This is a genomic window from Aquimarina sp., from assembly GCF_977115655.1.
In genome coordinates this window covers 1-2,561 of record NZ_CDSBKO010000138.1, presented here as the reverse complement: position 1 = coordinate 2,561, position 2,561 = coordinate 1, and the positions used below count along the sequence as shown (strand labels likewise).

3 protein-coding genes are annotated in these 2,561 nt (G+C 33.4%); all 3 read right to left on the bottom strand.

Annotated elements, in window-relative coordinates:
• Positions 1-130 precede the first annotated feature (130 nt).
• The gene (locus ACZIYX_RS23815) at positions 131-613 is read right to left on the bottom strand and encodes a hypothetical protein (protein ID WP_462684759.1); all 483 of its coding nucleotides are present in this window, start codon (positions 611-613) and stop codon (positions 131-133) included.
• Positions 614-622: 9 nt separating this feature from the next.
• Positions 623-1,624, bottom strand: coding sequence for an RHS repeat-associated core domain-containing protein (locus tag ACZIYX_RS23810; RefSeq protein ID WP_462684758.1), 1,002 nt, complete (start codon positions 1,622-1,624; stop codon positions 623-625).
• A gap of 268 nt (positions 1,625-1,892) precedes the next feature.
• Positions 1,893-2,561 (bottom strand): hypothetical protein (locus ACZIYX_RS23805; RefSeq protein WP_462684757.1); only part of this gene is annotated, 669 nt, incomplete at its 5' end.

Sequence of the window (2,561 nt, the reverse complement as noted above, 5' to 3'; positions counted from 1 at the left end):
CAAAGAACTTTAAAACCCACAACATCTTTTACAACGTTGTGGATTTTTCTTTTTTTTTACCAGGTATACCCGCCAATCTGGTACGGTACCCGACAGAGTCGAGCACTAGCGTATACTAGGACCCAGGGGGTTAGTAATTACCAGCAAAATATTTCTTTTTCTTCTTTGCTTGATATCTTCTATAGAAACCAAGAACAGTTAGAGTAAAAGTAAATATTGGTATTGGATAACCAAACAACCAAAAATTATTCCATCCTACAAGAATCAAATCTGAAATTATGCCTAAAATAGTACGATTATATAGACTATGTGTTGATTTAAATCCATAATTGGATATCATATATTTTCCTGAAGGAAATATGAACTTCGTATAATTTTCTATACTATCAAATTTATTAAATTCTAAATTTTTATTGAAAATCAATTCGTAATATTCATAAATCTGATGTCTTAATTCCTCAGGTCTTTTTTTATTTTTCTTATCTGTTAATATATCTGTAATATTTAACAAAGAATAAAAATGGATACTCTTTTTTATTGAGTTAGTATTATCTAATTTATTTAACAGATTAATGAGTTTGTTTTTTTGAGCTATTAGAATTTGTTCATCCATATCAATTAATTATTCGAACATACCAGCCCCACCTCGTACTATTTTGTTAAACACCTTAGGCCCTTTAAAGAATAAATGTTTTGAAATATCTATATCTTTAAGATTTTTCGGATTCATTAACGTTCTATACACATGTTTATTATAAAGTAAACTTCTTATAGGTTTTGGAGTGTTTTTAAAATAAAAAATGCCTAATGAAGCTACAGACGATTGGAGGTAGACATTACCGTAAGCGTTCACATATGTATAGGCATATATGCTATAAGCTTGATAAGAAGCATATCCATTAGATACTACACTTCCAACAGTATCATGAATAGCATAACTACTAATCATAGATCCTCCTGCAAGACCCAAAGATCCTCCTACACCATATATGGTTGCATTCATCCAAAAATTTCCTACCCCATTTGGATCCCAACTTTCCCAGCCAGCATTATAATTACCTGAAAACCCATCGAAATGACTGTTCCATCTATCTCTATATGCACCAGCAAGACCAAAATTCAAATTCTCATTCATGGTCCAAGCAAAACCAGAAGGGAATTTATTCTTGTTTACTGCTTTGATAACCACTTCATCCAAAACAGCCGTTTCCCCACCAAAATTTGGGAAACTATACGGATTACTCTCGCAACAACTATTAGCAGTTAAGTTTCCTCCTAAAGTATCAAGCCCAGATTGTAGCATGGCTAGTCCAGACATACCACTACGGTTTGTATCACTCATAGATACCCCTACAGAAGATAAAGCAGTCCCAAAACTAACAGCATCACCATTACTGTTTTCATACTGCCCTGTGTTCCAGTTATAACTTACTCTACCATCATTACGATAGTCTCCACTATTTACCATTCTGCCTTCTCTGATCTCATGGTGGCTACCACCACTGGGGTCATTATAATATACGGGATTGTTCCCAAAGGCATTGTAGGTGGACAACCCATGATGGGTAATAGGGTCGATACGGTTCCATCTTGCGATGGTTGGATCATACGATCTAAGTGGCATCTCGTACCAGTTTACCCCAAAGGATTTTATATATCAAAGAACTTTAAAACCCACAACCTCTTTTACAACGTTGTGGATTTTTCTTTTTTTACTATGTATACCCGCCAATCTGGTACGGTACCAGTTACAAACTGGCACTAGCGCATACTAGGGCCCAGCCTTTAGATTAGCAAAGTAGAAATATTACTTAAATAAAATCATGATAATGATGATGAGATTTCTTTTTTACAAGAAATCAACATAACCAAACATAAAATTATTATCTTATTCATCTACTCTCTTTATTTATATTATTAATAAATCTATTGTATTGTGCGTTATTTTTAAAAATCAAGCGCAATAGAGCTGGCTTGAAAAAAGTTCCACTGTGATTTTTAAGCTTATTTCTTCCCTCTCCTAAAATTTGGAATTCAAATTGCCAAACTTTTCCAATACCTTTAGTTGGTCTTAAAGAATGAGCTGTGGTTACTCTTTCCCCTTTTCCTAGGTTTGCTACAATTTCAATACTACCTCCGTCATAATTTATTTCTCTAGTCTTAACTTGAATATCAAAACCAACTAGATCACTTGTTTTAGAAACAAAATCAGTTATATAGACTGCCTCTCTAGCCGTTCCATTTGTAATCGCTTCATTTCTTAACCTAATAAGGTTTCCTATATTTTTTACTAATTTTTTATAAATAGTCTTGGCATTATCTCTATTGAAATCAATTGGATCAAAACAGCCTCCATCTTGACATAAACTTAATTCTTTATTCATCAAATTGGCATCATTAGGGAAATCTTTAGAGAAGAAATTCTCCCCAAATTCTTGTTCAGTATCTCCAAAACTAAGCACCCATTTTTCTTTCTTTTTTGTATGAGCCGAAGCAGAAAGCCCATATTGCGCTAGTGCTCCATTTAACATAGAAATACCTGACAATCCTCTATTTCTATT

Bases quoted from the DNA above. Each gene is read 5' to 3' on its own strand.
- ACZIYX_RS23815 (WP_462684759.1), bottom strand. From the start codon at position 613: ATGGATGAACAAATTCTAATAGCTCAAAAAAACAAACTCATTAATCTG.
- ACZIYX_RS23810 (WP_462684758.1), bottom strand. From the start codon at position 1,624: ATGCCACTTAGATCGTATGATCCAACCATCGCAAGATGGAACCGTATC.